The sequence below is a fragment of the Paenibacillus sp. EB106-05-06-XG162 genome (assembly GCF_058791655.1).
Map to the genome: position 1 here is coordinate 11,930 of NZ_JBYTDT010000007.1, position 21,261 is coordinate 33,190.

Annotated in this window: 25 protein-coding genes and 1 tRNA gene; 23 read left to right on the top strand and 3 right to left on the bottom strand. The window is 45.0% G+C overall.

Going from position 1 to position 21,261, the window contains the following annotated elements:
* Window positions 1–41 precede the first annotated feature (41 nt).
* From AC3WU2_RS16180 to AC3WU2_RS16225, 10 genes are all read left to right on the top strand, one after another.
* Window positions 42–821, top strand: coding sequence for a YidC/Oxa1 family membrane protein insertase (locus AC3WU2_RS16180; RefSeq protein ID WP_018754153.1), 780 nt, complete (start codon window positions 42–44; stop codon window positions 819–821).
* On the top strand, window positions 818–1,507 hold the full coding sequence (gene jag, locus AC3WU2_RS16185; protein WP_018754154.1) for an RNA-binding cell elongation regulator Jag/EloR: 690 nt from the start codon (window positions 818–820) through the stop codon (window positions 1,505–1,507). Before AC3WU2_RS16180 ends, jag begins: the two co-directional genes overlap by 4 nt.
* Before the next feature lie 68 nt (window positions 1,508–1,575).
* Entirely contained in the window at window positions 1,576–2,952 is a 1,377-nt protein-coding gene (gene mnmE, locus AC3WU2_RS16190) for a tRNA uridine-5-carboxymethylaminomethyl(34) synthesis GTPase MnmE (RefSeq protein ID WP_492455880.1), read from the top strand.
* Between the two features lie 16 nt (window positions 2,953–2,968).
* The gene (gene mnmG / locus AC3WU2_RS16195) at window positions 2,969–4,858 is read left to right on the top strand and encodes a tRNA uridine-5-carboxymethylaminomethyl(34) synthesis enzyme MnmG (protein ID WP_492455882.1); all 1,890 of its coding nucleotides are present in this window, start codon (window positions 2,969–2,971) and stop codon (window positions 4,856–4,858) included.
* 3 nt (window positions 4,859–4,861) lie between these two features.
* Window positions 4,862–5,584: a 16S rRNA (guanine(527)-N(7))-methyltransferase RsmG gene (gene rsmG, locus AC3WU2_RS16200; RefSeq protein WP_492455884.1), complete on the top strand. Its 723-nt coding sequence runs from the start codon at window positions 4,862–4,864 to the stop codon at window positions 5,582–5,584.
* Window positions 5,585–6,114: 530 nt separating this feature from the next.
* Window positions 6,115–6,936, top strand: a complete 822-nt coding sequence (gene noc / locus AC3WU2_RS16205) for a nucleoid occlusion protein (protein WP_492455886.1) — start codon at window positions 6,115–6,117, stop codon at window positions 6,934–6,936.
* A gap of 68 nt (window positions 6,937–7,004) precedes the next feature.
* The gene (locus AC3WU2_RS16210) at window positions 7,005–7,766 is read left to right on the top strand and encodes a ParA family protein (protein WP_018754160.1); all 762 of its coding nucleotides are present in this window, start codon (window positions 7,005–7,007) and stop codon (window positions 7,764–7,766) included.
* Complete coding sequence (locus AC3WU2_RS16215; RefSeq protein ID WP_018754161.1) at window positions 7,759–8,601, top strand: ParB/RepB/Spo0J family partition protein; 843 nt, start codon at window positions 7,759–7,761, stop codon at window positions 8,599–8,601. The genes AC3WU2_RS16210 and AC3WU2_RS16215 overlap by 8 nt, the downstream gene beginning before the upstream one ends.
* A 140-nt stretch (window positions 8,602–8,741) precedes the next feature.
* On the top strand, window positions 8,742–9,884 hold the full coding sequence (locus AC3WU2_RS16220; protein ID WP_492456342.1) for an aminotransferase class V-fold PLP-dependent enzyme: 1,143 nt from the start codon (window positions 8,742–8,744) through the stop codon (window positions 9,882–9,884).
* Between the two features lie 15 nt (window positions 9,885–9,899).
* Window positions 9,900–10,394, top strand: coding sequence for a DUF4446 family protein (locus AC3WU2_RS16225; protein ID WP_492455889.1), 495 nt, complete (start codon window positions 9,900–9,902; stop codon window positions 10,392–10,394).
* On the opposite strand, the gene yyaC is transcribed toward AC3WU2_RS16225, so the two are convergent.
* Complete coding sequence (gene yyaC / locus AC3WU2_RS16230; protein WP_314590205.1) at window positions 10,369–10,974, bottom strand: spore protease YyaC; 606 nt, start codon at window positions 10,972–10,974, stop codon at window positions 10,369–10,371. The genes AC3WU2_RS16225 and yyaC overlap by 26 nt on opposite strands.
* Before the next feature lie 112 nt (window positions 10,975–11,086).
* Between yyaC and AC3WU2_RS16235 the strand changes: the two genes are divergently transcribed.
* The 5 genes from AC3WU2_RS16235 to AC3WU2_RS16255 all read left to right on the top strand — a co-directional run bounded on the left by AC3WU2_RS16235 (window position 11,087) and on the right by AC3WU2_RS16255 (window position 14,037).
* Window positions 11,087–11,338 carry a putative Se/S carrier protein gene (locus tag AC3WU2_RS16235; RefSeq protein WP_492455892.1) on the top strand — a complete coding sequence of 84 codons (252 nt, stop codon included), beginning with the start codon at window positions 11,087–11,089 and terminating at the stop codon, window positions 11,336–11,338.
* A gap of 24 nt (window positions 11,339–11,362) precedes the next feature.
* Window positions 11,363–12,277 carry a mechanosensitive ion channel family protein gene (locus tag AC3WU2_RS16240; RefSeq protein ID WP_492455894.1) on the top strand — a complete coding sequence of 305 codons (915 nt, stop codon included), beginning with the start codon at window positions 11,363–11,365 and terminating at the stop codon, window positions 12,275–12,277.
* Window positions 12,278–12,280: 3 nt separating this feature from the next.
* Entirely contained in the window at window positions 12,281–12,499 is a 219-nt protein-coding gene (locus tag AC3WU2_RS16245) for a DUF951 domain-containing protein (protein ID WP_492455896.1), read from the top strand.
* A 59-nt stretch (window positions 12,500–12,558) separates the two neighbouring features.
* Window positions 12,559–12,649 (top strand) — tRNA-Ser (locus AC3WU2_RS16250).
* Window positions 12,650–12,780: 131 nt separating this feature from the next.
* Window positions 12,781–14,037, top strand: coding sequence for an alpha-L-fucosidase (locus AC3WU2_RS16255; protein ID WP_492455898.1), 1,257 nt, complete (start codon window positions 12,781–12,783; stop codon window positions 14,035–14,037).
* Window positions 14,038–14,078: 41 nt separating this feature from the next.
* Here the strand turns inward: AC3WU2_RS16255 and AC3WU2_RS16260 are convergent, their stop codons facing one another.
* On the bottom strand, window positions 14,079–14,741 hold the full coding sequence (locus AC3WU2_RS16260) for an HAD family hydrolase (RefSeq protein WP_492455900.1): 663 nt from the start codon (window positions 14,739–14,741) through the stop codon (window positions 14,079–14,081).
* 280 nt (window positions 14,742–15,021) lie between these two features.
* Here AC3WU2_RS16260 and AC3WU2_RS16265 point away from each other — a divergent pair, with 280 nt between their 5' ends.
* The 3 genes from AC3WU2_RS16265 to AC3WU2_RS16275 all read left to right on the top strand — a co-directional run bounded on the left by AC3WU2_RS16265 (window position 15,022) and on the right by AC3WU2_RS16275 (window position 17,786).
* Window positions 15,022–15,561 (top strand): C40 family peptidase, encoded by a 540-nt coding sequence (locus AC3WU2_RS16265; protein ID WP_492455902.1) that lies wholly within the window; start codon window positions 15,022–15,024, stop codon window positions 15,559–15,561.
* 146 nt (window positions 15,562–15,707) lie between these two features.
* Window positions 15,708–16,286, top strand: coding sequence for a TetR/AcrR family transcriptional regulator (locus AC3WU2_RS16270; protein WP_492455904.1), 579 nt, complete (start codon window positions 15,708–15,710; stop codon window positions 16,284–16,286).
* 27 nt (window positions 16,287–16,313) lie between these two features.
* On the top strand, window positions 16,314–17,786 hold the full coding sequence (locus AC3WU2_RS16275) for a DHA2 family efflux MFS transporter permease subunit (RefSeq protein ID WP_492455906.1): 1,473 nt from the start codon (window positions 16,314–16,316) through the stop codon (window positions 17,784–17,786).
* Between the two features lie 608 nt (window positions 17,787–18,394).
* Here AC3WU2_RS16275 and AC3WU2_RS16280 read toward each other — a convergent pair.
* Window positions 18,395–18,589, bottom strand: coding sequence for a YjzC family protein (locus AC3WU2_RS16280; RefSeq protein ID WP_018754173.1), 195 nt, complete (start codon window positions 18,587–18,589; stop codon window positions 18,395–18,397).
* A 214-nt stretch (window positions 18,590–18,803) separates the two neighbouring features.
* On the opposite strand from AC3WU2_RS16280, the gene rpsF reads away from it, so the two are divergent.
* The 5 genes from rpsF (at window position 18,804) to AC3WU2_RS16305 (ending at window position 21,249) form a co-directional block, all read left to right on the top strand.
* Window positions 18,804–19,091: a 30S ribosomal protein S6 gene (gene rpsF, locus AC3WU2_RS16285; RefSeq protein ID WP_018754174.1), complete on the top strand. Its 288-nt coding sequence runs from the start codon at window positions 18,804–18,806 to the stop codon at window positions 19,089–19,091.
* Between the two features lie 43 nt (window positions 19,092–19,134).
* On the top strand, window positions 19,135–19,632 hold the full coding sequence (gene ssb, locus AC3WU2_RS16290; RefSeq protein ID WP_492455909.1) for a single-stranded DNA-binding protein: 498 nt from the start codon (window positions 19,135–19,137) through the stop codon (window positions 19,630–19,632).
* 20 nt (window positions 19,633–19,652) lie between these two features.
* Entirely contained in the window at window positions 19,653–19,934 is a 282-nt protein-coding gene (rpsR, locus tag AC3WU2_RS16295; RefSeq protein WP_018754176.1) for a 30S ribosomal protein S18, read from the top strand.
* A gap of 79 nt (window positions 19,935–20,013) precedes the next feature.
* Window positions 20,014–20,274 carry a DUF1450 domain-containing protein gene (locus AC3WU2_RS16300; RefSeq protein ID WP_018754177.1) on the top strand — a complete coding sequence of 87 codons (261 nt, stop codon included), beginning with the start codon at window positions 20,014–20,016 and terminating at the stop codon, window positions 20,272–20,274.
* Window positions 20,275–20,442: 168 nt separating this feature from the next.
* On the top strand, window positions 20,443–21,249 hold the full coding sequence (locus tag AC3WU2_RS16305; protein ID WP_018754178.1) for a sugar phosphate isomerase/epimerase family protein: 807 nt from the start codon (window positions 20,443–20,445) through the stop codon (window positions 21,247–21,249).
* Window positions 21,250–21,261 lie beyond the last annotated feature (12 nt).

Genomic DNA, 21,261 nt, shown 5'->3' on the forward strand with positions numbered 1-21,261 from the left:
TTTACATTGGAATCGGTAGGCGAAGAGAGGAGTTATGAATCTTGTTTCTGAATAAGCTACGTAACCGTAAATGGATTGTCCTCGTCGCACTTGTGATGCTGGTTGTCTTGCTCGCGGGCTGTACTTCGACAACACAACATGCATCGTTGACGACGGAAGAGATGAAAAACGGAGGATTTTGGCAGTCTAATGTCGTGTATTATTTCTCCTATGCACTGGATACATTCGCAAGATGGTTTGGCGGAGAGTATGGTCTAGCTATTCTAGTGCTCACGTTGATCGTACGTACGTTAATCTTACCACTCACAATCAAGCAAATGCGCAGTTCCAAAGCAATGCAAGAGATTCAGCCGGAAGTCAACAAGATCAAGCAGAAGTATAAAGACGATCCGAAGAAACAACAGGAAGAGACAATGAAGCTGTTCCAACAGAATTCAATCAATCCTCTTGCAGGATGTCTTCCATTACTTATTCAGATGCCGGTATTCATCGCACTGTATAATTCGATTTACATGAACATTCATATTAAAGAGCACGCTTTCTTATGGATGGAGCTGGGCAAACCAGATCATCTCTACATTCTACCGGTCATTGCGGCAATCACAACATTCGTACAATCGAAGATGATGCCAACGCAAGCGACGGGCGCAATGAAAATGATGTTCTTCATCTTCCCAGTATTGATCTTCGTGATGGCGATTCAGTTCCCAGCCGCGTTGCCACTCTATTGGATATACAGTAACCTTTATACAATTATTCAGAATTACTTCCTATATAAAAGAAAATCGGGTAAAGACAAGGAGGCCCTCCCTGCCAAATGAGAACAGTCGTAGCTTCAGGTAAATCGATTGAGGATGCAGTAAAGAACGGTTTAACCCAGTTGAATACAACTGAGGATCGCGTTTCGATTACAGTATTAGAGCAGCCGTCCAAAGGATTGTTCGGCCTCATCGGTGCCAGAGCAGCAAAGGTAGAATTAACGCTGTTCCCTGAGCCAGAGGCTGCAACGATTTCGGCGGTACAAGCTGTAGAGCCTGTTGCAGTGGAAGAGAAAGACGATACGTTCCCGGTAAGAGAAGCCATACGCTTTATTCAAGAAGTGGCAAGTACAATGGATTTAGAGATTGAAGTCGAGCATACACAAGATCGTGAAGGTCATGTCTTGAACATTACCGGATCCAATCTCGGATTGCTCATCGGGCGTCGAGGTCAGACCTTGGATGCGCTGCAGTATCTGACGAATATTGTCGTTAACCGATATTCGAAGAATCATCTGCGCGTTGTGCTCGATGCTGAATCGTTCCGCGACCGCCGCAGAAAGACGCTTGAGGATCTAGCGGATAGACTCGCTGGCCGAGTGATCCGGACTCGGAAAGAGGTCGTACTCGAACCGATGTCGCCGCAAGAGCGGAAAATGATTCACGCGAAGCTTCAAAATCATCCAAAAGTAAAAACATTTAGTAAAGGCGAAGAACCAAATCGCCGTGTGATTATTACACTTAAGTAGACGAAAATGCAATGACTCCTGGATCGATGCCGAGTCATTGCTTTTTTCATAGATGAAGAGGTGTTAGCATGATCAATGATACGATAGCAGCCATTGCAACAGCCGTAGGTGAGGGGAGTGTTGCGATTGTTCGCGTGAGCGGTCCAGAGTCGGTCACGATTGTCGATTCGATATTTGCCGCGAAAAATAAATTAACGCAAGTGGATTCCCATACGATTCACTATGGATATATTGTTAACCCGAATACGCGTGAGAAAATGGAAGAAGTGCTCGTGACCGTAATGCGTGCGCCGCGTTCCTTTACGATGGAAGATGTCGTTGAGATTAGTACACATGGCGGCGTGATCGCAGTCAAAAGAGTGATGGACATTTTACTGCAGCAGAATGTTCGTCTGGCTGAGCCCGGTGAATTCACAAAGCGCGCCTTCTTGAATGGCCGGATTGACTTATCTCAAGCCGAAGCCGTTATCGACTTAATACGTTCCAAATCAGAACGTGCGTTCTCGGCAGCGTTCAAGCAAGTACAAGGAAATTTGTCGAAAGAGATTGAAGCCCAAAGGTATACGTTGCTTGAGACGATGGCGCATATTGAAGTGAATATTGATTATCCAGAGCATGATGTCGAATCGCTGACGAGTGCGTTTATTCGTGAGAAATGTTCACAGGTGATGGAGAGTATCGAGAAGTTGTTAAGAACGGCGAATGAAGGCAAAATATTAAGGGAAGGGATCGTAACGGCGATTGTCGGACGTCCGAATGTCGGTAAATCTTCCTTATTAAATGCATTAGCCAAAGAGAGCAAGGCAATTGTTACGGATATTCCTGGGACAACGCGTGATGTGATTGAGGAATTCATTACGATTAATGGTATTCCGCTTAAGTTATTAGATACAGCGGGTATTCGCGAAACAGCGGATGTGGTCGAGCAAATTGGTGTCGAGCGGTCGAAATCTGCGCTTGAGGATGCGGATCTTGTCGTTTTGGTGATGAATCAGAATGAGCCGCTGCATGCCGATGACTTGCAACTGATGGAACAAATCAAGAGTAGACAAGTGATTGTCGTACTGAATAAAATGGATTTACCACGACAACTCGAGCTGCGTCAGATTGAAGAGATGTTCGAACCGGATCGGATTGTGAAGATGTCGGTTAAAGAGCAAGAGGGACTGGATGCATTAGAGGCAGCCATTGCCGGCATCTTCTTCAGCGGCGGTATTGAATCGAATGATTTGACCTATGTGAGCAATGTTCGACATATTGCATTGCTGAAAAAGGCCATTGTGTCACTTCAAGATGCGATTGGGGCAACGGAAGAGCATATTCCGATTGATTTGATCCAGATTGATGTAAGAGCGGCGTGGGAACAGTTAGGTGAAATTATTGGCGATGCAGTAGGCGATTCGCTGATTGATCAAATATTTAGTCAATTCTGTCTAGGTAAGTAATAAGGAGGATCGGAAAATGGGCTATTTAGCTGGGGAATATGATGTGATTGTCATCGGTGCAGGGCATGCAGGTGTTGAAGCTGCACTCGCATCTGCAAGGATGGGATGTGAGACTTTACTGCTCACAATCAATTTAGATATGGTGGCGTTTATGCCGTGTAATCCATCGATTGGTGGTCCGGCTAAAGGTCATGTCGTGCGTGAAATCGATGCCCTTGGGGGAGAGATGGGACGCAATATCGATAAGACGTTCATTCAGATGCGAATGCTGAATACAGGGAAGGGACCGGCTGTTCATGCCCTTCGGGCGCAAGCTGATAAATTCCTGTATCAACATGAGATGAAGAAGACGATTGAAGAGACGGCGCATTTAACACTTCGCCAAGGGATGGTAGAAGAGCTTATTGTTGAGGATGGCAAATGTGTAGGTGCTGTAACGAAGACAGGTGCGCAGTATCGTGCGAAGGCTGTTGTCTTAACGACAGGGACGTATCTACGCGGTAAGATCATCATGGGTGAACTGATGTATGAGAGCGGACCAAATAACCAACAGCCATCGGTTAGATTGTCTGAATCGCTTCGTGAGTTAGGACTACAGTTGGTTCGATTCAAAACAGGAACACCACCGCGTGTTCATAAAGATACGATTGACTTCTCCAAGACCGAAATTCAACCTGGTGATGAGCATCCGAAGTTCTTCTCCTTCGAGACGATTTCATCGAGCAATGAACAGCTCCCTTGTTGGTTGACGTACACATCATCTGCGACGCATCAGGTTATTAATGATAACTTGCACCGTGCACCAATGTTCTCGGGTGCGATTGAAGGGACAGGGCCACGTTATTGCCCTTCCATTGAAGATAAAATTGTACGGTTCAGCGATAAGCCAAAACATCAAATTTTCTTGGAGCCAGAAGGTAAAAATACATCGGAGTATTATGTACAAGGACTCTCGACTAGTATGCCAGAAGATGTACAATTGCAAATTCTTCGTTCGATTCCTGGCCTCGAGAAAGTCGATATGATGCGTACAGGGTATGCGATCGAATATGATGCTGTTGTGCCTACACAGCTTTATCCTTCTTTGGAAACGAAGCTGGTACCTGGACTATTCACAGCGGGACAAATTAACGGAACATCAGGGTATGAGGAAGCGGCAGGACAAGGAATTATGGCCGGAATTAATGCTGCTCGTAAAGTACAAGGCAAAGAAGCTGTCGTGTTAGATCGATCCCAAGGGTACATTGGCGTACTTATTGATGATCTGGTAACGAAGGGCACGAGCGAGCCTTATCGATTGCTGACATCTCGTGCAGAATATCGTCTTTTATTGCGCCATGACAATGCGGATCTTAGACTTACACCAATAGGGCATGAGATTGGTCTGATCACAGAAGAACGATATGCGAAATTTATGCATAAGAAGGAAATGGTCGAGCTAGAAATCGAGCGACTTCGCACGACGAAGATTCGCCCAGACGAGCAAGTGCAAGCGATGCTTGCTTCGGTCGGATCTGCACCATTAACGAATGGGGTGGACATTCTGACATTGCTTCGTCGACCTGAAGTGACTTATGCGCATATCGAACCGATTTCACCATCTTCGCATGAATTAACAGAAGAAATGAAAGAGCAAGTAGAAATTCAAATTAAATATTCGGGTTATATTGAGAAGCAATTACTACAAGTTGAACGTCTTCAGAAGATGGAGAAGAAGAAAATCCCGGATGATATTGATTACACCGACATTCATGGAATCGCGACAGAAGCGAAGCAGAAGCTGAATAAAATCCGTCCGATTTCCATTGGGCAGGCTTCACGGATTTCCGGCGTAACACCAGCAGACATTTCAATTCTGCTCGTATACTTGGAACACTATAACCGCGTAACAGCATCGAGAGGATAAATTATGGATCACATTCAAACTGTGTTTGCAGAACGGTTGGCGAAATATGATATTTCGCTGACCGAGCAACAACTCAATCAATTTGAGATTTATTTGAGAGAATTGGTCACTTGGAATGAGAAAATGAATTTAACGGGTATTACAGAAAGAGAGCAGGTCTATACGAAGCATTTCTACGACTCTGTATCACTTTCTTTCTTTTTGAATATGAAGGAGATAACGACAGTCGCAGATATTGGTTCTGGTGCAGGATTTCCGAGCATTCCTCTAAAAATCTGTTTCCCGCATTTAAAAGTTACGATTGTAGATTCGTTGAACAAGCGCATTCAATTTCTGAATCATTTAGTTGAGCAGCTCGGATTCTCCGATGTGCAATGCATTCATGGACGTGCAGAGGATGTTGCTCGACAATTCAAATATCGTGATTATTTCGATCTCGTAACCGCACGTGCGGTTGCGCGTCTTGCAGTCTTGAACGAATTCTGTCTTCCATTTGTAAGAGTTGGGGGAACCTTCGCAGCGATGAAGGGAACAGATCTGACAGATGAAATTAAGGAAGCTGCACGAAGCTTCAAAGAGTTGAAGGGCAGCGTTAATCGGGTTGAACATTTCAAACTCCCCGTAGAAGATTCAGATCGTCATATCGTTATCGTCGATAAGAAAGGCCCAACCTCAGCCAAATACCCTCGCAAAGCAGGAACGCCTTTAAAAAGTCCGCTCGTATAAATTTTCCGCAGCATAAGGAAAGAGATGTTTCACGTGGAACATTTCATGAAAATGTTGCTTCACGCCAAATGTCTGGCAGGAAAACGCGATAGAACTGGAGAATATATAGTAATAGAAGTAATTTGCTAGAAGAACCAACTTTGTCGTACTTCTAGGGACGTTATCCATGTGAGGCTATTCAGCTATGAAAAGCCTCATTCTCTTAATTTTTGTTTTTTATGAATTGAATATCGAAACGAATGCACGGATTTTGTTCATTGGCGAAAACATTTTTTGCGGTTGGATAGACATGCTGAAGTTTCTACTGGATCATGGTTTAGGTACATCGAGAGGCAAATGGATTGAAACGTAGCGGCGCTACTATTCCATGGAGTGAAGTGCGTGAGCTGTTTTTTCATGTGTTCTCTGAACGCAAGAATCCATCAGAACATTCATAGATTGATAGGGTAGAATCAACAAAACAGTGCCTGTTAGTTATCGTTCTGATTGCCATTCGAGTGCGATTATGAATTTAGGTGGTATCATACGAAATGAAAGAACAATTGTCTAAACTATTTGGAATCGCAGAAAAAAATAATCAGGATGAGATCAAGCAAATCCCGGTTGCGGAGATTGTTACAAGTCCTTATCAACCACGAACAATATTTGACGATGAAAAAATCGATGAACTATGCCAGACGATCAAAACGCATGGCGTGATTCAACCGATTGTTGTTCGTATGCGCAATGGGAAGTATGAGATTATTGCGGGGGAACGTCGTTGGCGGGCGGTTACGCGTCTTGGCCTGGATACGATTCCTGCAATTGTTCGCGAGTTCAATGACTCCCAAGCGGCGTCAATCGCCTTAATCGAGAACTTACAACGTGAAGGCTTAACTTCGATTGAAGAAGCGGTAGCGTATCAGAAATTAATGGATTTACATAGTCTAACGCAAGAGAGCTTGGCTCAGCGTCTGGGTAAGAGCCAATCGACCATTGCGAATAAAATTCGTCTATTAAATTTACCTGAATCTGTGAAATTGGCGCTGATGGAACGTCAAATTACGGAGCGTCATGCAAGAGCGCTGCTCTCACTTGATTCGGAAGAACTGCAATTAAAGGTATTGAATGATATAATAACAAAAGAACTAAATGTAAAACAGACGGAAACTCGTGTTGCCTTCTATAAAGAAGCGTTGCAGCCGAAGAACAAGTCCAAACGTATTTCATTCACGAAAGATGTACGTCTTGCTCTGAATACAATTCGTCAATCGATTGAGATGGTGTCCGGTACAGGGATGCAGATTAAAACCGATGAGAAAGATCATGAAGACCATTACGAGATTGTCATTAAAATTCCAAAAAGATCATAAAGAAGCTTCACGGTTCAGCGGTAGCGATGACTGCTGTCTTCTTGTTGATAAATTTGAGGTGAGAATGAGTGTCTAAAATCATAGCTGTAACCAACCAAAAGGGGGGCGTTGGTAAAACAACGACTTCTGTTAATTTATCAGCTGCACTTGCCACGCTCGGCAAACGAGTCTTATTGGTTGACATCGATCCGCAGGGGAATACAACAAGCGGTATCGGTGTGAATAAAGCAGACGTTACGAATTGCGTCTATGACGTAATAATTAATGATGTGCATCCGAAGGATGCGATTCTTCCAACTCAAATTCCAGGACTAAGTATTCTGCCGGCAACGATTCAACTAGCTGGTGCAGAAATTGAATTGGTTCCTACGATATCTCGTGAGGTTCGTCTTAAGAAGTCGCTTCACCTGGTGAAGCATATGTTCGATTATATTATTATTGATTGTCCGCCATCGCTCGGGATCCTAACGATCAATTCACTAACAGCGGCGGATTCGGTCATTATCCCGATTCAATGTGAATATTATGCGTTAGAAGGATTGAGTCAACTGCTGAATACGGTGCGGCTCGTTCAGAAACATTTAAATACGTCGTTGCAAATTGAAGGTGTCCTACTTACGATGTTCGATGCTCGAACCAATTTAGGCATTCAAGTGATTGAAGAGGTCAAAAAATATTTCCAGCAAAAAGTATATCAAACCGTTATTCCTCGCAACGTAAGGCTGAGTGAAGCCCCTTCGCATGGCGAGTCAATTATTACGTATGATCCGAGATCGAAAGGTGCGGAAGTGTACTTGGAACTTGCAAAGGAAGTGATATCAAGTGAATAAACGTCTAGGTAAAGGGTTGGATGCACTTATTCCATCATTGTCTATTCATGAAGATGACAAAGTAATCGAAATTATGTTAGGTCAATTACGTCCCAACCCGTATCAGCCGCGCAAGACATTTGATGAAGCTTCGATTCAAGAATTAGCCGAATCGATTAAGCAACATGGTGTTATTCAACCGATTATTGTTCGTAGTGTATTGAAGGGTTTTGAAATCATTGCAGGGGAACGTCGTTTCCGTGCTTCGCAATTATGCGGGAATGCTACAATTCCGGCGGTTGTTCGTAACTTTAATGACCAACAAGTGATGGAAATTGCACTAATCGAGAATCTCCAACGTGAGAATCTGAATGCCATTGAGGTTGCGGTTGCGTACCAAGGCTTAATGGATCAGTTCTCCTTAACGCAAGAGGAGCTATCGATGAAGGTTGGCAAGTCACGTTCACATATCGCTAATTTCTTGCGGTTACTGCAGCTCCCTGAAGAAGTGAAGGATTATGTTTCACGTGGAACATTATCGATGGGACATGCTCGTGCAATAGCCGGGGTCAAAGATGTCGGTAAGGTGAAAGAATTAGCCAAACTTACCATTAGCAATGAATGGAGTGTCCGGGAATTAGAGGAAGCCATTCAGAACCTAAGCGCGAATACAACGGCGGTTAAGGAAAAGGCGAAGGCAAAAAAACGCGATCCATACATTCATCAAGTAGAAGAATCTTTACGAGAACGATTCAAAACAACGGTCAAAATTAAGGCGAACAAAGATAAAGGTAAGATTGAACTAGCCTATTATAGTCAGCAAGATTTGGAACGGTTGTTAGAGTTGTTGGGCTAATGAATTAAGAATAAATGTTGCCAAGTAGCATGCCATTGAATTCTTCTGTGTGAAGGATTACACTAAGGTATGCTATTCTTTTTTTGGGGGAAAGAGGGGTGCGATTCTTGGAAGACTCAGTGCAACAACGCGTCATATATATGGACCATGCAGCAACATCATGGCCGAAGCCCGATCAGGTCGTCGAAGCTATGCGCAGCACTATGCTTATGTATGGTGCCAATCCAGGTCGGGGCAGTCATTCAATGGCGGTTCAAGCTAGTCGAGTGATCTTTCAGACAAGAAGAAATCTAGCAAAATTATTCGGGATTCGAAACCCGAATGATATCGCATTTACGATGAATACGACGATGGCACTTAATATGGCGATCCAGGGTGTGTTATCATCCGGAGATCATGTGATCGCAACGTCCATCGAACATAATTCGGTACGAAGACCCCTGGAGTATTTGAGACGTACGCGTGGGATAGAAGTAACGTATATCGAGACAGACACTGCAGGTAATCTGGATATGGCGAAGTTTAGAGAGTCATTCCAGCTACATACGAAACTGGTTATCTGCAGCCATAGTTCTAACCTGCTTGGGACGATCTTACCTATTGAAGAAATAGGACAATTCACACGATCTCAAGGTGCGTTCCTGCTTGTAGATGCTGCGCAGTCAGCTGGTATTCTGCCTATCGATGTAGAACGCATGGGGATCGATTTACTAGCCTTCCCAGGACACAAAGGGCTTCTGGGCCCTCAAGGGACTGGCGGGCTCTATATCGCCCCTCACGTCGATCTGGAGCCGCTCATGCGAGGGGGGACAGGCAGCCGTTCGGAAGACATGGAGCAGCCACTGGTACGACCGGATCGTTACGAGGCAGGAACACCGAATACAGTAGGGATTGCAGGATTAAATGAAGGGGTCAAATTTATTCTGAATGAGACCGTCGAAAAAATTCATACTAAAGAATGGTTGTTGACGAGGCTGCTGATGGAGGGATTAGAAACTCTTGAGGGTATCCAATTGTTAGGACCACCCAAGAATCAGCCACGGACGGGAATTGTCTCCTTTATTATTGAAGGCATAGATGCATCACAGATCGCTTTTCGTCTGGATCGCGAATATGGGATTGCCGTCAGATCGGGTATGCATTGCACACCATTAGCGCATGCATCTGCTGGAACACTGGATAGCGGAGCTGTACGTGTTAGCGTGGGTTATGCAACAACAGAAGAAGATATTTATGCCGTGATATCGGCAGTAAGACAGATCATTGAGGATTTTGCACGGTAGGGGAGAACAGATGAGATGGACACGATGATGTTAGAACAAATGCAGTGGATTATTATGGGTGTAATGGCTTTACTCATGATCATCGTATTGATCATGTTTATTGTCCAGGCTGTGAAGCTGAAGCGGTTAAGACAGAAGTATGATCTCATGATGGAAGGCACAGGTGTGAATGGACTTGAGGATGTCATCATTGAGATGAAAGAACATATTTATGCATTACGCGAAGGTCAATTGGAACATTCGAATCAAGTGAATGGGATCCATCAGCAAATGAAGAAGATGAAATCCAATGTTGGATTTCTACGATACAATCCTTTTCAAGGTCATGGCGCAGATCTCAGCTTCTCCTTAGCGATTGTGAACGATGAACAAGATGGAATTATCCTCAGTGGTCTCCATAGCCGTGATAATACGTATTTGTATGCCAAGCCTGTGGAGCAAGGTGAATCCAAATATCCTTTATCTACTGAAGAGATGGAGGCACTTAATCTCGCCCAGCGTAAGAGTTAAGCCGATGATGCCATTGTTTGACGGCCATATATAAGCTGTTCGCAATAATGTCCGATAGCTTCATGACGAGGCTCAGGCGGGTATTCTGCAGGACGAAGTATTCCATAAAGCCGCCTACATTGACGATCCCTGTAATGTGCATATCGCCGACAGGCGGCAATTGTTTGTGCACCCCTGCACCAGGCCGAACAGGTCCAGAAGCGACTTGGATATTCCCAACGCTGCTCGTCTGGCCGAGGCATGCGTCAATACCGATAATGAACGGATTCTTGACAGAGGATTCGATGTACTGTAATGTATCGCTTAAATTCACGGCATGAACCGGATGATCGAGCGTCCCATAGATCTCGAATAGAGGGCTGTTGAACTTCGAGAGCGCGGAACCGACGAGAGGTCCAAGACAGTCTCCTGTTGAACGATCTGTACCCACACATACAACCGTAATTGTACTCTCAGCAGGAATGGGTGTCAGGAAATCTACTATTCTGTTCGTGACGGCTGCATGAATGTGAGATTCGGTATGCGCAATTTTGAGAGATGGTAGTTCTTTAATCCGGCTAGAATACAGGGGAAAGGACATATGGGGTTAACCTCCGTCTATGATTTGTATTCCTAGTATATGGATGGAAGAGCCAATTTATACTTCGAAGTGTAGAAGAATCCATTCTATATAGAGAGAGTGAGGCAGAATTATGGGGGCATGGATGCTGATTGCTTTTGATTCAACCCAGCAGGCTTTACGTACGGAGATGCTCTTGGAGTTCTTAGATATTGAAATCGATATTTGTCCGACCCCGAAGGAAATTACAGCAGGTTGTGCGTTATCGATTCATTTCCCTGCGCAAGAGGTTGAATTGGTGAAGAGGACAATTATAGATGAACAGGTGGAGATCCGGGGGATTTTTGAGCAGCATGAGAATGAATATGTGTTAGTGGAAATGTAGTACAATGGGATAGGGAGTGGTGTAGTGGCTTATTATGCGCTTGCCGAAGAGACAGGTGAGATCATCGAACAGAATCTGAATTGGTTCCAGAAGAAAATATGGGGGCCAATAACAAACCCAAATCTATGGGAGAATATGATGTGGGAGATCCTTAAGGTGATCCTTATCATTATCGTATGCCGCGTGTTGATTCGTGTTCTTCATAAGGCAATTAACCATCTGATTATTAAAAAGGGCGATAACCGATTGCAGTTCACACCGAGACGGATGATTACGATCGGTAAATTGCTCAAAAATGTAACGACATATGTCATTAACTTCGTCATGATTCTCATGATTATTAGTGAGTGGAATATCGTAGATTTAAGACCTATTCTAGCGGGAGCCGGGGTACTCGGACTTGCGATTGGTTTCGGGGCTCAGAGTCTCGTGAAAGATATCATTACAGGGTTCTTCATTATCTTCGAGGACCAGTTCGCCGTCGGTGATGTGATCGAAGTGAATACGCATCGTGGAACCGTTGAAGTGATCGGTCTACGCTCAACGCGCATCCAGAGCTGGACAGGGGAAGTTTTCATTATTCCAAATGGGATGATCAATGAGGTCACGAACTTTTCATTGCATAATTCCGTCGCATTTATCGATATTTCGGTCGCTTATGAAGAGAACGTGGATGAAGCGATTGAGATTATGAAGAAGGCGATGCCTGAACTAAAGGAACGTAACTTAGATATGGTGAAAGTACCGGAAGTGCTCGGCGTGCAAATGATGAGCGCATCGGATGTGAAAATTCGGATTATTGCCGAGTGTAAACCATATACCCAAGCAGGTGTAGCACGATTTGTTAATATTGAAATGAAGCGGCTGCTCGATGCGCATGGCATTGAGATTCCATATCCGCGAATGGTGACGTATCACCGAGCTGAGAAGGAGGGATAGAGCGTGGAACGCAAACAATTCGAACTATGGGATGTCGTACAGATGAAGAAACCGCATCCGTGCGGAACCAATGAAATGGAGATTATTCGGATGGGGATGGATATCCGGGTCAAATGTATCGGTTGTCAGCATAGTGTTCTCATCCCTAGACAGAAATTCGAGAAGAATATGAAGAAAGTCCTTCGAAATTCGAAGCACATCAAACCTCCAACGGAAGGCTAAATTTTTGGGACAATCCTGTTGCAGAAAGCCTTAAAGTGTGATAGAATTAGTTTTGCTGCGGAAAGGTACCCAAGAGGCCCAAGGGGGCTGACTCGAAATCAGCTAGGCGTCGCAAGGCGTGCGTGGGTTCGAATCCCACTCTTTCCGCCACCTTCATATAATAAGCACAACCTCTCTACTCGGTAGGGAGGTTTTTTGTTGTTTATAATCCGAAGAGGAACTATTTTCCTGAAAGCGCGTACATACAGGTACAAACAATAAGTTCAAGAGGAGAGGTTTCAATGTTGAGCAAAACGACCGTTGTACCTAGAGTCAAACAACTGCAGTTTCAAGATTGGGAATTTGGATTATTTCTTCACTTTGGTCTTCGGACATTTTACGAGGGGTATGTGGATTTCGACGCAAGGGCGATGACACCAGAAGCATTCATGCCGACAGGTCTGGACTGCGATCAGTGGATTCGGAATGCGAAGGAAGCGGGAATGGAATACGCCGTGCTGACGGCCAAACATCATGATGGATTCTCGAACTGGCCTTCGAAATATACGAAGTTCTCGGTTGAATATTCACCATGGAAAAATGGACAAGGGGATGTCGTGCGTGAATTCGTCGAGGCATGCCGTAAATATGATGTGAAGCCAGGTCTTTATTATTCACCTTTCGATGGTTCAGCGGATTTCTATACGCAGGATGCGAAGGCATACGATGATTACTTCGTGAATCAGATCACCGAGCTGCTCGGTGATTATGACGATATCGATATTCTATGGTTCGATGGCTGTGGATCGGAAGGACATGAATATGATTGGCCGAGGATTATCCGAGAAATTCGCCGTCTCCAACCGAATATTCTCATCTTTAACATCGGGGATCCAGATTTCCGGTGGATTGGTAACGAAGACGGCATTGCACCAATTCCTACGTGGAATGTGACGGATTCCGTTGAATGGTCTATCCTCTCGGATAAGGAAGATGAACTTGGTGGCCAACTCTGGCTGCCGGCTGAATGTGATGTACAGCTGCGTTCCACTTGGTTCTATAGTGATCAGAATGAAGATACATTGAAATCGCTCGATGAGCTAATGGGGCTCTATTATCATTCCGTCGGTAGAGGGACCAATCTCCTGTTGAACATCGGTCCAGACCGCGAAGGTCTGCTACCAGCGATTGATGTTGAGAGGCTGGAGCAAATGGGTGATGAGGTTCGTCGTCGATTTGGTCAACCGATTGCAAATACTTCTGCTTTTGTAGAAGAGAAGCCGGGTACTTGGGTCTATCAGACAGATTCACCACATCTGATCGATCATGTTGTACTGCAGGAGAACTTGGAGCAGGGGGAGCGGGTTCGTCGATTTACGGTCTCCATCATCTCCAAAAAGACGCATAAGCAGGTACAGATCTATGAAGGAATCAATATGGGGCATAAAGCCATTATTCGTATCCCATCCGTATATGTCCGTGGTGTCATCATTGAGGTGACGGAGAGCGAGGGTACACCGATCCTACGGGAAGCTTCATTACACTATATAGGAGAATAAAAAAGAGCCACCGCATTCGATTGCGGTGGCTTTGTTCGTTGTTATGAGAATAAGTGTAATAATTCATCAAAAGACGTAATGATGGCGTCAGCGCCTTCTAATTCACCAGACTTGCGGAAGCCTGCATAATCGCAGCCAATGGCTGTGATCTGATTTTTTTTACCGGCTTCAATATCGGAAGAACGATCTCCGACCATCCATGCCGTAGGGACCTGATGGTTCTCAAGAAGAATGCGCACCAAATCGACTTTCGTCGCGGTTTGGTATTCACCGGCACTGTACAGACCTTCAAAGAGATGATCAATGCCCATATAGCGCGTCACATCCTTGACATAGCCTTCTAGGCCGTTGCTGCCGACAAATAGACGTATTCCTTGGTCCTTAAGTGACTGAAGCGTCTCTGCCACGCCAGCATAGAGCTTCCCTTGACCACGGTCCAACAAATCATTCTCATATTCGTGCATGAGTACATTCGCGCGTTCTCTCACCTCGAAGGAAGCGTTCGGCATGAGGCGTTCCCATATATGTTCAAGGAGCATGCCTAGGCAGCCCAGAATTTCTTGATCGCCGGGTACGTCGCCATGATATAGATCCTCTTCACGAAGTTTAGCGTATGTAAGACGAAATGCTTCAATAACGATCGTCTCTGTTTGAAATAACGTGCCATCGAGGTCAAATATCATTGCTGCAGGTTTCTGTAACATTTTTGTATCCTCCGTTATCTAGGTTTTCTATAGTCATAACATAATTGAAACGGAAGTACAACCAAGGCGGGGCCTAGCTTTGCCGTGTCAAGAGTGAAATAATTAAGAAATTTTCATCGTTTTTTAATAATGATAAGGAATGTGTTGTGCAGCTTAGGGTTAATAAAACGGTGGTACATCATGGAAAAGAGTTCTATGTTACAGTAGGCATGTGGTTAACGACGGACATTCAAGTTTTACAAAAATAAAATATTGTGCAGACGAAGAGGAGGAACTAAACATGAAGAATCCAACGAACAAACGTATTCATAAAACAGCGGTTGCTATGATGCTCAGTCTTTCGATTACTTTGTCGGCAGGGCTATTCATCCCAGCTCCATCCGCACAAGCAGCTCCTACGACGAATAGCTACTCAATTGCCATGGCAATTATGAACACAGGAGAGCAATTCCTAGGTGTTCCTTATAAATTTAGTGCTAAAGCAGGAAGAACGGATCAGTTCGATTGCTCGTCTTTCACGCAATATGTATTTAAGCAAAATGGCATTGATCTTCCGCGATCTTCTCGTGATCAAGCTAAGGTGGGTACGCCCGTAGCGAAGAGCGACCTCCAGGCAGGGGATTTGGTATTCTCGGATACGAATCATGATGGCAAGATCAATCATGTAAGTATTTATATGGGTGACGGTCGATTGCTTCATACGTATCGAGTAGGCATTGGCGTTGCGATTTCCAATTTTGAAGGCAGTACATGGGATAAGACTTTCGTTACCGCACGCCGTGTTATTCAGGACAATACGAACTTGAATTCCAATAACTAGAATTTAGATCAGCCCTGTGTTCATTTAAATGGATACAGGGCTTTATTCATGTCTTCAATAAGAGGAACAAATGTTTGACAGATGCAAACTTTTACCTATATCATATATAGACCGATTGTTATAATTCTGACCGAGGAGAAGGTTCGATGCGAGAAAAATCAAATACGCGAGATCACATTGTCGATATTGCGACCCGCTTATTTTTTGTGCAAGGGTACCATGCGACTGGCATGAATCAAATCATTCAGGAAAGCCATGCACCAAAGGGATCACTGTATTATTATTTTCCGAATGGGAAAGAAGAACTGGCACAAGTTTGTATTGAACAACAGCGGAAGAGCACGACGGAAATATTGCAGCTTAACTTCGTGAAGTCGGATGATTTTGCCTCTGGTGTGCAGGCATTCTTCTTAGGCCTTGCGAATGTAGTCGAGCGGCAGCAATTCCAAGGCGTGGCGCCAAGCTGCTTCTGGAACGCTGTCGAGACATCATGTATTAGCAATCGATTGCGTGAAGCCTGCCAAGAAACGTTCGATACGTGGAAATTGGTCATGATCGAGCGGCTCAGGGAAGAAGGCTGCGAGGGAGAGCGCGCAGAATCGATCGCAATGGGCATTATCTCGTTATTGGAGGGATCTTTTGTACTGGCACTGACTTATCGTAATACAGAGCCATTAATCAATGCTGCAAAGATCATACCCCAGCTAACGAGTGAAGCAAACTAAAAATAGAGAAAAAGATTGGGGATAGAAATGGAAGCTGCTGTACATGCAACAACGCAAAAGGAAGAACAATCGTATAAAGTCATGCCGATTATGATCTCACTCTTGATCAGTGGATTCATCGGTATGTTCAGTGAGACGGCGCTGAACATCGCGCTTAGTCAGTTGATGGAGATTCTCCAAATTACACCTGCAACAGCCCAATGGCTCACGACAGGGTTTCTGTTAACGCTCGGCATTCTCGTCCCGGTATCGGGCTTATTACTCCAATGGTTCACGACAAGGCAGTTATTTATCGCGTCGCTGTCGTTCTCGATCGCAGGGACGCTGGTAGCGGCGCTTGCGGGCAGTTTTGAAGTGTTATTAATTGCACGTGTGCTTCAGGCCGTAGGAACAGCTTTATTGCTGCCGCTGATGTTCAACACGATATTGGTTATTTTCCCGCCTGCAAAGCGTGGGGCTGCGATGGGGATTATTGGACTCGTGATTATGTTCGCGCCAGCGGTGGGACCGACGGCTGCAGGACTCGTTATTGAGCATTTGACGTGGAATTGGATCTTCTGGATTTCATTGCCGTTTCTTGTGATTGGACTCTTGTTCGGTATCGTGTATTTGCAGAATGTATCGACAGTTACGCGTCCTAAAATTGATATTCTCTCCATTATTCTATCGAGTATTGGATTTGGTGGTATCGTATTCGGCTTCAGTAAAGCGGGTGAAGAAGGGTGGACCAATCCCGTCGTGCTTATAACCATTGGTCTTGGGATCGTAGCGCTCGCGCTATTCTCGGTTCGTCAGCTTAAGATGAAGCAACCGATGATGGACTTGCGGGTGTTCAAATATCCCATGTTTGTGATCGGCACGTTGATGGTATTAATATGTATGATGATTATTCTCTCCACAGTGCTGATTCTTCCGCTCTATATGCAAAAAGGTATGGGATTATCTGCATTCACAGCGGGGCTTGTCCTGCTGCCGGGAGGTATTCTCAATGGACTGATGTCGCCGCTCATGGGCTCGCTATTCGATAAATACGGCCCGAAATGGTTGGTTATTCCAGGGTTAATCATTGCAGGTGTCTGCTTGTGGTTCTTCACAGGCATGACGACGACATCTGCGATTGCACTCATTATTGTGCTTCACTCTTGTCTCTTCATTGGTATCTCAATGGTATTCATGCCAGCGCAGACGAATGGACTCAATCAACTACCGCCATCGATGTATCCGGATGGAACGGCGGTTATGAATACATTACAGCAGGTTGCTGGAGCGATTGGGACAGCTGTGGCTGTCAGTATCTGGTCGCATGGGATAAGCGATTACTTGAAGACTTCTGCGAACCCTCAGGATCCGTCTCCGTTGGAAATGGTGAAAGGGATGACCGTAGGGGCGCAGAATTCATTCGTATTCGGATTAATTGTTGCCGTTGTTGGTCTTATCTTAGCGTTCTTCATTCGCCGCGTTCATGTGGAGAAACAGTCCATGAAGGGCCCGACGCACTAAAATTAGTTCATTAGAAACCAAAAAGGACCTTTTTAGGGGTCCTTTGTTGGTATCGGTGGTCAGTTAGTTGGAATTCTTGTCCTACATCATCATGGTTAGCTTGTTCGACGGATTGCTGTTACGCAATGCATCTCTAAGGTGTTACAGACGGTAGCCTGCGGCACATCCACTCGCTTTCTATGCTGAGTAACTAAAGATATCCTTCTTCGTGTTCATGTTCAACTGAATTGTTCAATGGAACTACACCTCGCTTGCACCGACAAGAGTTATTATGGACAATGGCCCGATTATTATACATTCGATTTTTAGATTTATTTATGGACACCAAAAAGGACCCTTGCGGGTCCTTTTTCTGGCTGTCGGTACGTTTAGTAGCATAAGAAATCATAAGATACACATCATCATTTTAGCTGTTACATGTGTTGCAGACGGTAGTCTTTAGCACATCCACTCGCTTTCTATGCTGAGTAATCAAAGGCTTCCTTCGTGTTCATGTTCGACTGAATTGTTCAATGGAACCACACCTCGCTTGTACCGACAACAGTATTATGGACCGAATCGGAGAAGATTATGCACACAATCTTTTATCATTTTTCGGCCCGTGTTGTTTAGTGCACCATTGCGTGGTGTTTCTTCTTCCATTTGCGGTCTTTGTTCGTCGTCTCTGGGAATGTGTCACCGCGTTTGAGTTCAATAATCTGCGGGTTCTGGATCTCTGTATGGAAGCTGGCTTCACCAACCTCCATGTACAAGCCGTTATTCGGCGCTTTGTCGCCGGGTTCGTATTCTGTTTTCTCGCCCATTCAGGCCACCTCCTTAAGGGATAAGTGCGTTCCACATTATTGTGAGTCAAAGCGAAGCCGATCATGAATGGAGAATTGTTCCCTTGAAGCTACCACAAACCGGTACTTGCAGGTCGCGGCTTAATTTGTTACACTATTTGGGTGCGAGTTTGACTCGTGCCCCTTGCTCTCAACTTGAATTGAGGGCCGCTAAGTCCAAGAGGAGGTGAAAAATATGCGCAAATATGAAGTGATGTACATTATTCGTACTGATATTGAGCAAGAAGTTGTTCAAGCAGCAGTCGAGAAATTCCAAGGCATCGTCTCCAACGGTGGGGGAGAGATTACAAAGCACGATGTGCTCGGTAAACGCCGTCTTGCGTATGAGATCAAGAAGTTCCGTGATGGACACTATGTCCTAGTTAACTTCACAGCTGAACCAGCTGTTGTTGCGGAACTTGAGCGTGTGATGAAAATTTCTGATGAAGTTATTCGTTACCTGATCACTCAAGATGTTGCTTAATTGAGACAAGCTTTTGTAATTGAACGTTGAAGGAGAGGATTGGATGTTAAACCGTGTTATTCTTATCGGTCGACTTACCCGTGACCCTGAATTGCGCTACACGCCAGCTGGTGTTGCAGTGACTCAATTCACCATTGCGGTAGATCGTCCGTTCTCGAACCAAGGCGGCGAACGTGAGGCGGATTTCATTCCAGTCGTTACGTGGAGACAACTTGCAGAGACTTGCGCAAATTACTTGCGTAAAGGTCGCTTAACCGCGGTAGAAGGTCGTATCCAAGTTCGTAATTATGACAATAACGAAGGTAAACGTGTATACGTGACAGAAGTTATTGCTGATAATGTTCGTTTCTTGGAGTCTGGAAATCGTGAAGGTGGCGGATCTCGCGAAGAGGCTCAAGGCTCAGGTGGTCTCGGCGGTGGCGGATTTGGCGGCGGAAGCAGTCAAGGAAGCAACCGGAATACATCGCGCAGCAACAACCAGGATCCTTTTTCGGATGACGGAAAACCGATCGATATATCGGATGATGATTTGCCATTTTAATTGGAAAGGACTGACAACGAATGAGCTTCAAGCAAAGAGATAATAATGAAGAGCGTGGCGAGAAGAAATTCGGCGGACGCCGTGGCGGACGCAACAAACGTCGCAAAGTTTGCTTCTTCACAGTTAACAAAATTACTCACATTGATTATAAAGATACGGATTTGCTTCGCAAATTCATCAGTGAGCGCGGAAAAATTCTTCCACGTCGTGTAACTGGTACAAGCGCGAAATACCAACGCTTGCTTACAATCGCGGTGAAACGTTCCCGTCAAATCGCATTGTTGCCATACACTACAGAGTAAGATCTGTGAACAAAGCCTGTCTGAGATGATTCTCAGCAGGCTTTTTATATAATTTCAGGGTAGAAAGCAGGTGCGAAGGATGGGGCTCGGACTCATTGTCGTCGAAGTCTGTGAGAGTAATGCAATGGCCGCTCTACCGCTGGAGGACCTGGAAGATGAATTTCCCGAGGTCGCCATCATGCGGACCGATTGCTTGAATATGTGCAGCTTATGTAAGGCGAAATCTTATGTCATGGTGGATAACCAACGGGTTGCTTCTGCGGACAGAGATACATGTCTAGTTAAGGTTAAGGAAGTTATTAAGCAGCATCTTGATCAGTTCTACGGAATTGAAGAATAACGGAAGATGATAGCCGCTGTTCCGATTTTGGAATGGCGGCTTTTTTGAAATGTTTTCGGGGGTATTTTGGCATGGAAGTCATGGAGAGGTTAAGTTACAATAGGATTGAAATTGAAGTACATTCCGATCGGATTCATAATGTTAATTGTTGGAGATGGAGGCTGTGAAATGAAAATATCAGTTGAAGGATTTTCGTTCTTCCATTTATTGCAGCAAGAAATGATAGACGTCTTTGGTTATTTGGAGAGCTTGAAATATCGATATCGGGTCGACGCGGCGGGGCTCTGGAACGGATATTTCGTGGATCGAAGTGAAGAAATCTGTAAGCTTCGGGAAGTGGATTACATACGCAAAATTAAGCTTGCACTCGCAGAGCGCTCAATGACTGTGCCGAGTCTGGCGATCGATGGGGCGCATATTTGGGATCCGAACCCAGAGAAGCGGGAGCTGCTCTATCAAAATGCGCTTGCGCATCTCGATGTTGCTGAATATTTAGGAGCTCAGACGGTACGCATTGATACAGGCGGCTTCGGATCAACAGATATGACCGAGGAACAGTTCGATTATACGACCAAGCGGTTCCAGGAACTTGCGCAGCGTGCCTATGACGGTGGCTATCGGATTGGACCCGAGAATCATAGCGGTCCTTCACGGATGCCGAAATGGATGGTGAAGCTCGCGCAAGCAGTGGATCACCCCGGCTATGGCTTCTTGCTTCATATGGGGAGGTGGGATAGCGATGTAGATGCAGGTGACTCGCTGATTGCCCCTTGGGTGCATCACGTTCATTTGGATCCGAAATTTGTGCACCCCCATCAAATTGAAGAGCGGATGCAGCTCTTATTCAACCATGGCTATGATGGCTACTGGGGGATTGAGTATTATGCCCAAGCTGCACCATATGCGGAAATTGAGAGCTATGTTAGCGCGGTCAAAGCGGCCTATTTGAAACAAATCGGAGTTATTATACGTTAAACGATAAGTCGT

Coding starts and splice junctions, on each gene's coding strand:
- jag (WP_018754154.1), top strand. CDS start 818: ATGAGAACAGTCGTAGCTTCAGGTAAATCGATTGAGGATGCAGTAAAG.
- mnmE (WP_492455880.1), top strand. CDS start 1,576: ATGATCAATGATACGATAGCAGCCATTGCAACAGCCGTAGGTGAGGGG.
- mnmG (WP_492455882.1), top strand. CDS start 2,969: ATGGGCTATTTAGCTGGGGAATATGATGTGATTGTCATCGGTGCAGGG.
- rsmG (WP_492455884.1), top strand. CDS start 4,862: ATGGATCACATTCAAACTGTGTTTGCAGAACGGTTGGCGAAATATGAT.
- noc (WP_492455886.1), top strand. CDS start 6,115: ATGAAAGAACAATTGTCTAAACTATTTGGAATCGCAGAAAAAAATAAT.
- AC3WU2_RS16220 (WP_492456342.1), top strand. CDS start 8,742: ATGGACCATGCAGCAACATCATGGCCGAAGCCCGATCAGGTCGTCGAA.
- AC3WU2_RS16225 (WP_492455889.1), top strand. CDS start 9,900: ATGGACACGATGATGTTAGAACAAATGCAGTGGATTATTATGGGTGTA.
- yyaC (WP_314590205.1), bottom strand. CDS start 10,974: ATGTCCTTTCCCCTGTATTCTAGCCGGATTAAAGAACTACCATCTCTC.
- AC3WU2_RS16235 (WP_492455892.1), top strand. CDS start 11,087: ATGGGGGCATGGATGCTGATTGCTTTTGATTCAACCCAGCAGGCTTTA.
- AC3WU2_RS16255 (WP_492455898.1), top strand. CDS start 12,781: ATGTTGAGCAAAACGACCGTTGTACCTAGAGTCAAACAACTGCAGTTT.
- AC3WU2_RS16260 (WP_492455900.1), bottom strand. CDS start 14,741: ATGTTACAGAAACCTGCAGCAATGATATTTGACCTCGATGGCACGTTA.
- AC3WU2_RS16265 (WP_492455902.1), top strand. CDS start 15,022: ATGAAGAATCCAACGAACAAACGTATTCATAAAACAGCGGTTGCTATG.
- AC3WU2_RS16270 (WP_492455904.1), top strand. CDS start 15,708: ATGCGAGAAAAATCAAATACGCGAGATCACATTGTCGATATTGCGACC.
- AC3WU2_RS16275 (WP_492455906.1), top strand. CDS start 16,314: ATGGAAGCTGCTGTACATGCAACAACGCAAAAGGAAGAACAATCGTAT.
- AC3WU2_RS16280 (WP_018754173.1), bottom strand. CDS start 18,589: ATGGGCGAGAAAACAGAATACGAACCCGGCGACAAAGCGCCGAATAAC.
- rpsF (WP_018754174.1), top strand. CDS start 18,804: ATGCGCAAATATGAAGTGATGTACATTATTCGTACTGATATTGAGCAA.
- ssb (WP_492455909.1), top strand. CDS start 19,135: ATGTTAAACCGTGTTATTCTTATCGGTCGACTTACCCGTGACCCTGAA.
- rpsR (WP_018754176.1), top strand. CDS start 19,653: ATGAGCTTCAAGCAAAGAGATAATAATGAAGAGCGTGGCGAGAAGAAA.
- AC3WU2_RS16300 (WP_018754177.1), top strand. CDS start 20,014: ATGGGGCTCGGACTCATTGTCGTCGAAGTCTGTGAGAGTAATGCAATG.
- AC3WU2_RS16305 (WP_018754178.1), top strand. CDS start 20,443: ATGAAAATATCAGTTGAAGGATTTTCGTTCTTCCATTTATTGCAGCAA.